Source organism: Segetibacter sp. (assembly GCF_025963695.1).
Taxonomy (GTDB): domain Bacteria; phylum Bacteroidota; class Bacteroidia; order Chitinophagales; family Chitinophagaceae; genus Segetibacter.
This window is the reverse complement of the sequence record NZ_JAOQAH010000110.1, coordinates 1-5,884: the sequence shown is the minus strand read 5'-3', so window position 1 is coordinate 5,884 and position 5,884 is coordinate 1. Positions and strand designations below refer to the sequence as shown.

Below are 5,884 nucleotides of genomic sequence, written 5' to 3'. Positions count from 1 at the left end.
ATAAGCAAATTTCTACATTGTCTTCTTAAGAGCGGCCATTTGTGCTTTTTCTGGTACCGTTTTAGTTAGCAGCCCTACCCAAAAATACAAATTGCAGAAACCATGGCAGGAAAACAACCTCAGGTGCAAAGCTATTTAACCTGATATCTTTTGTACTGACAAATGTAATAAAGCCTGCAATAGGCAACGGGGCAACCTTCCTCCTGCAACAAAATATCCCGCTGCATTTTTACTTTCAGAATAAGCAATAACGCCAATAATGATCATGCTTAGGCAGAAAAGAAGAATAGCAGCTACAGCAAGTGTATTAAGAGTAATTCACCTTTTTTTAGGGTTGTCTGCTGGTTGGTCTTAGTTGAGTTATAAAAAGAAGTACAAGTGTGCGACGCAACGAAAGCATAATTGAGGTACGAAAGCTTGTTCACTAATAATTCAAATTATAAAATAAGGGTCAATAAGGTTTTTTATCAGCCACCCGCGTATTTTATTTCAACTGAAGCACTACTACACTTTTTGATGGAAGTTCTACAACCAGTTGATTACCTTCTTTTTTTGCTCCTGAAAATTTAGCTAATTGGATAGTGTTTGGCTTTTCAAAAGTATTGATGTCATTAACTTTTGCAGAAGTTATGAGTTGCCCTGTTACACTATTCCAACTAATTCCGTCTAGGGCAATTCTTACAGGAATATTTTTATTAGGATTAATGTTAACCAACGAGATATGAATAGCACCTGAAGAGTCTTTTGAAGCAGATGCGTTAACCGAAGTGATTTTTATATTTTCCATTTCGTAGTCAGGACTGGTGACTTTAATTGGAAGATACTTTGCATCGTGGTGCACTTTGTATAAATCAAAGACATGATACGTAGGAGTTAATATCATTTGCCTTCCTTTGGTAAGAATGAGTGCCTGCAATACATTCACTGTTTGTGCAAGATTAGCCATCCTTACTCTGTCGCTGTGATTATTAAAAATGTTGAGATTGGTGCCAGCAATTAAAGCATCGCGTAAAGTATTCTGTTGATAGAGAAATCCAGGATTAGTGCCGGGCTCTACATCTGTCCATATGCCCCATTCATCAACGACCAGCGCAACTTGTTTTTCTTTGTCGTATTTATCCATAATAGCGGAATGCTTGTTTAGCAGTTCTTCCATAAACAAGGTGCCCTTCATGGTCTCGAAATATTGCTTTTCATCGAACTGGGTAGATGAACCTTTGCTTCCGTTCCAGTTGCGAATGGGTAAAGTGTAATAATGAAGACCCAGGCCCCACATCTGGTCGCGGGGTATATTTTTCATACAGACTTCCGTCCAGTTATAATCGCCTTCGCTTGCTCCACTTACGATCTTTTTTAAGGGAGCGCCGGGGTAGTTTCTTGCATAAGTAGCATATCGTCTATACAAGTCAGAATAATAGTCGGGGGTCATGTTTCCGCCGCATCCCCAGCTTTCGTTTCCTACACCCCAAAAAGACACCTTCCAGGGTTTATCGCGACCATTTTGTCGTCTTAAATTAGCCATAGGGCTTTCACCGGGCATATTAAAGTATTCAACCCATTTTGCCATTTCTTCCACCGTACCACTGCCTACATTTCCGGCAATGTAGGGTTCGGCATTTAGAAGACTGCATAGCTCCATAAACTCATGGGTGCCAAAACTGTTGTCTTCAGTTACTCCGCCCCAGTTTGTGTTTACCATCTTAGGTCTTTGATTTCTCAGGCCAATACCATCGCGCCAATGATATTCGTCGGCGAAGCATCCACCCGGCCACCTTAGATTAGGGATTTTAATTTTTTTCAAAGCCTCAACAACATCTAAACGAATCCTGTCTTTCTTTGGAACTTTCATTGTATCAGCTACCCAAAAGCCATCATAGATACATCTACCTAAATGCTCGGCAAACTGCCCATAAATATGTCGGCTAATAATATGATTATCTCCATTACTATTTATACTTATAGTGGCTTCCTGCGATGTCGCTGAAAAGTTAAGCAAGGATATTAAAGCAATAAGAGTTGAAATTTTAGATATTCTCCTGGTCATTAGTATTAATGATTTGATTTCTTCAAATTGATTACTTAGTACTTTAAACATTATATACAATGATTCAAATGTAGCTTTAAAAATGTTTTTTACCGGCTCCATTTTTATTACTTTATAGAAAAAATTTTAGCTTAGAAATGATATTTAAAGCAAAGTGTATCTAAATGATAGAAGCTTCGGTTTTATCGGCAGCCTTAAGTGCAATATCTTTTAGATAAGCACACGTGCCCGTAATTGGAGGCGGAACCACGAAGCACGCTGCTTTAGTAAACGAAAGAAGCTTCTATATATGCAGCAGATTGCGTTGTTTCTTAGAGTGACAGTTTATAAAATAAAAAGTCCCTATATACTATGGGTTGAGTATATAGGGACTTAACAATAAAATGAAAGGTTAGTTGTTCTTGTCGTTATCAACAGCTTTGTCAACCTTTTCTCCGACTTTTTTGGCAGCTTTTTCAATAGCACTACCAGCGTCTCTGGCTCCTTCTTTAATAAACTCACCCGCATCCTTTGCTCCTTCTTTGGTGGCATCCCACGCATTATCGAGGGCGCGCCCGGATTTGTCAAAGAAATTGCCTGTACGATCTACCGCTTCACCATCATGAAGCACTAATTCTCTATCGCCTTGTTTTACTTTTCCTGTTCTGTATACAACTACTCCATTGTCAAGTTTTACATCGTTGTCAGCATTTACCCATTCTCCTCCTTTGCGCACTTTTAATTTATTATCTCTATAAATAACATCCCCATCAGCAGCGGTATAGGTCTTAGATGTTGACGTGGACGTAGTTGTAGAAACCGTATCAGTGGAGGGGGAGACGGTTGTACGGGTAGTACTTGCCGAATCTACTGTAACCTTATCTGCTTCTAAGTTGTTACAGGCAGTCATTGAGATAGCTGCAATAGCTATAGCTAAAATCTTTTTCATACTTTCAGTTTTTAAGTTATTAAAGCAGGTGGTTAGCAACTAATTGAATCCAACATTATGATTTTCAATTATTTGTCCTGCTGTTTGATACAAGAGCGTTCTAAAATTTCGTGCCAAATTTGTAATAGTAATGCTGTAGTAGGATTAGCTACGTATTGATAAGCCAGTCATTAAAAAAGTTAAACACTTAGCTTTCCTTCTATAGAATCATCAAGAGTCTTACCTAGCGCGGCACCTACAGCCATCTTTGCAAAAGCAATTGCATCGCCATGCTTATTATCCCAATAATAACCTTGTTTTGTTTCCACTTTTATAACCGTAATTCTTGGGTCGTCAACACCTTCTGTAAACCATGTTTTCAGTACGGGTTCCCATAGTTCTTTAATCAGCTCTTTATCTGTGGAAATAGTAGCTACGCCATACAAGCTTAAAAAATCAGAATGAGCAGACCCCTGAAACAACAGTTGCACATTATGGTCCGTCTGTATCTGCTGGTTTTTGTGGCTATCAATTGAACTTAAAAACCAAAGGTTTCCTTCTTCGTCCATTTTTTGTACTGACATTGGCCTCACGGTGAGAGGTTGACCGGTAGTTATATCGGAACAGAAAAAACAGGTGCTGTTTTTACCTGCTAGTTCCTTAATTTTTTTACCAGCCTCTGTGCCTTGAAGGTCTTTGTGGTTTTCTTCCGGTTGGTTACGATTAATGCTGTCCATAAAATAGAATTTGATTTGTGCTTTCAATAAACAATTTTTTGAATTGTTTATTGAAAATTTTTATTTACTCACTACGTCTTACAATATTCGCGCCTCCAAAGCTTTTTTTATGCACCCGTCTACTGTTGGTGCCACCTAGACACAGCTGTAAACTAACTTGTAATTAAAGTATTATGTCCAACTCGCTACCTATCAGTACGTGATGAAGATTCTGAAGTTGATGGAGGTAATAAAAGTTATTAGTTATAACTATATCATTTACTGTAGCACGGGCATAACTTTCTTTACCGGCATTAATATATGCGTAAATCTCATTTTTGTTATTGCCCATAACAGGCAGGGTGAGGATAAATTCCCTGGCGTCAGGTAAAAGGTGATATTTCTTATTTTCACTGAACCCACATTTTTGTAGTATTTCTGGTTTTAGGGGAATAGGGAAAAAATCTTTTGCTAACCCTTTTGAAATTAGTTCAAAATGTTGAAGGGTGCATTTAACCGGTAGTATTCGTACTGAGGCTTTGTGTAGAACGTAGTTTCCAATTCTTAATTCTGATGCATCTATCATAATGCAAACTTAGCTAAAGGTTTAAATGGATTGCCAAGCAGTTCAACGATGGGAATAGGTAATGGGGGGGTATTAAAATATAGGAGTGAATAATGATGAGTGGACACATCCGTGAGCTGAAATTTTTCCTGGTAAGATATCATTTGAAATTGCACGTGTTGAATGCTCCAGGCGTTATCAGTATTTGGTGGCAGATTTACGCATCTGTTGTTGACAAATTACGTGATGCTTTAAGAAGCCATACAAATACAAAATGGAGTACCGCAAGGTCTATCTTCATCTATAATCACTTTTAATCTTTAAGAGGCAGAATTGTTTCTGTACGAAAAAGCTATGACTGCGGAATTGCCAATAATTAACATTGGATCATCAGGGGCAGAAACTGGTGGAATGTTCAGTGGCGAAAAGATTCTGGTTGTGGCAGGGAAAGTGGAAGCGATGCATCCAGCTGATATGCTTGGCTAGGCAACCAATACTATTAACTATGGAAAAATGCTGGGTTAGCGCAAGGGATTGAATTTGACTTGTAGCAAAGTTTCAATACTGTTAGCCGAACGAGAGGGAGGTTACTTTATTCGAAGTGGTTTAACATAAATTGAAGTACAAATAAAAGCCGTTTAATTAAACTGCATTGCTTGGCTTTGTTCTTACAAACAAAGCTAAGCAGCAATTTATAAAACGGATTAATTGGAAGTAACGCCGAAAGCTTTTAGCTAAAAAGCTAGCTCTTTTTTACATTTATTGCACTCGGACCTTTAGGCCCCATCTCTACCTCAAAAATCACTTTTTCATTTTCCTTTATCGGCTCCTGCAGTTGGTTAACGTGAATAAACACGCTTTCCTGAGTCACAAGGTCTTTTATAAATCCAAAGCCTTTTGCATCATTAAAAAATGTAACAACTCCTGTTCTTATCAAATCAGCTTCGTTAACAGGTTCTTGCTTTGGTACACCAATCATCATGTCTTCCTGTTTGAAGATTTTCTTTTTCTTCGGGTCAGGAGGTGTGGATGAAATATTTCCATTTTCATCAATATACGCCATCATTTCATCCAGGCTTTTGCCTTTCTTTTCATTGGCTTTTCGTTCATCCATTTTCTCCTGCTTGTCTTGCCTCTGCTTTAGTTTTTTCTTTTCTTTTTCTTTTTTTGCAAAGGTTTCCTGAGATTTCCCCATAGTTTCTTACTTATTTTTTTGTTGCTAACAAAGATCGTTTATTTTTCTCAAATTGTAACATACTTAATTTATAGACCATATGATTATGGCAGATTTAAGTTTTGTTTTTTTATGATGATATTTGGATGCTAGTAAGGTTTAGGCGACAAACCTTCCAATCTTTTACAACTTTCGACCATCAACATTATATTGATTGGGATTGTAACAGAACCTGGGAAATGAGGATCAAACATCTTACCAATCTGCTTTTTAATATTAGCCAACTACCAATCTGTTAACTGTTTCTTATTTCCAATACATTAAAAAAGCCCCTTGCGGGGCTTAAAGCTTGTGGAGAATAGCGGGTTCGAACCGCTGACCTCTTGCATGCCATGCAAGCGCTCTACCAACTGAGCTAATTCCCCTGATCAACCCTCCTGGAAAATTGAAAGAGTGCAAATGTATTGGCGGACTTTTT

The 5,884-nt window shown here is 38.0% G+C and carries 7 protein-coding genes and 1 tRNA gene; 2 read left to right on the top strand and 6 right to left on the bottom strand.

The window, feature by feature from the left end; genetic code table 11:
* Window positions 1-484: 484 nt before the first annotated feature.
* The 4 genes from JWR87_RS19080 to JWR87_RS19065 form a co-directional block, all read right to left on the bottom strand.
* On the bottom strand, window positions 485-2,146 hold the full coding sequence (locus JWR87_RS19080; RefSeq protein ID WP_297823259.1) for an alpha-L-arabinofuranosidase C-terminal domain-containing protein: 1,662 nt from the start codon (window positions 2,144-2,146) through the stop codon (window positions 485-487).
* A 289-nt stretch (window positions 2,147-2,435) separates the two neighbouring features.
* A complete protein-coding gene (locus JWR87_RS19075) occupies window positions 2,436-2,972 on the bottom strand; it encodes a hypothetical protein (RefSeq protein WP_297823257.1) in 537 nt (178 codons plus the stop codon).
* Window positions 2,973-3,151: 179 nt separating this feature from the next.
* Window positions 3,152-3,688, bottom strand: coding sequence for a pyridoxamine 5'-phosphate oxidase family protein (locus JWR87_RS19070; protein ID WP_297823255.1), 537 nt, complete (start codon window positions 3,686-3,688; stop codon window positions 3,152-3,154).
* Between the two features lie 163 nt (window positions 3,689-3,851).
* Window positions 3,852-4,253, bottom strand: a complete 402-nt coding sequence (locus tag JWR87_RS19065) for a hypothetical protein (protein ID WP_297823253.1) — start codon at window positions 4,251-4,253, stop codon at window positions 3,852-3,854.
* A 92-nt stretch (window positions 4,254-4,345) separates the two neighbouring features.
* Between JWR87_RS19065 and JWR87_RS19060 the strand changes: the two genes are divergently transcribed.
* Both JWR87_RS19060 and JWR87_RS19055 read left to right on the top strand, forming a co-directional pair.
* Entirely contained in the window at window positions 4,346-4,549 is a 204-nt protein-coding gene (locus JWR87_RS19060; protein ID WP_297823251.1) for a hypothetical protein, read from the top strand.
* A gap of 37 nt (window positions 4,550-4,586) precedes the next feature.
* The gene (locus JWR87_RS19055; RefSeq protein ID WP_297823249.1) at window positions 4,587-4,718 is read left to right on the top strand and encodes a hypothetical protein; all 132 of its coding nucleotides are present in this window, start codon (window positions 4,587-4,589) and stop codon (window positions 4,716-4,718) included.
* A 256-nt stretch (window positions 4,719-4,974) separates the two neighbouring features.
* Here JWR87_RS19055 and JWR87_RS19050 read toward each other — a convergent pair whose 3' ends face one another.
* Together JWR87_RS19050 and JWR87_RS19045 are read right to left on the bottom strand one after the other, a co-directional pair.
* Complete coding sequence (locus JWR87_RS19050; RefSeq protein WP_297823247.1) at window positions 4,975-5,427, bottom strand: cold shock domain-containing protein; 453 nt, start codon at window positions 5,425-5,427, stop codon at window positions 4,975-4,977.
* Between the two features lie 331 nt (window positions 5,428-5,758).
* Window positions 5,759-5,831: transfer RNA gene (locus JWR87_RS19045), tRNA-Ala, on the bottom strand.
* Window positions 5,832-5,884 lie beyond the last annotated feature (53 nt).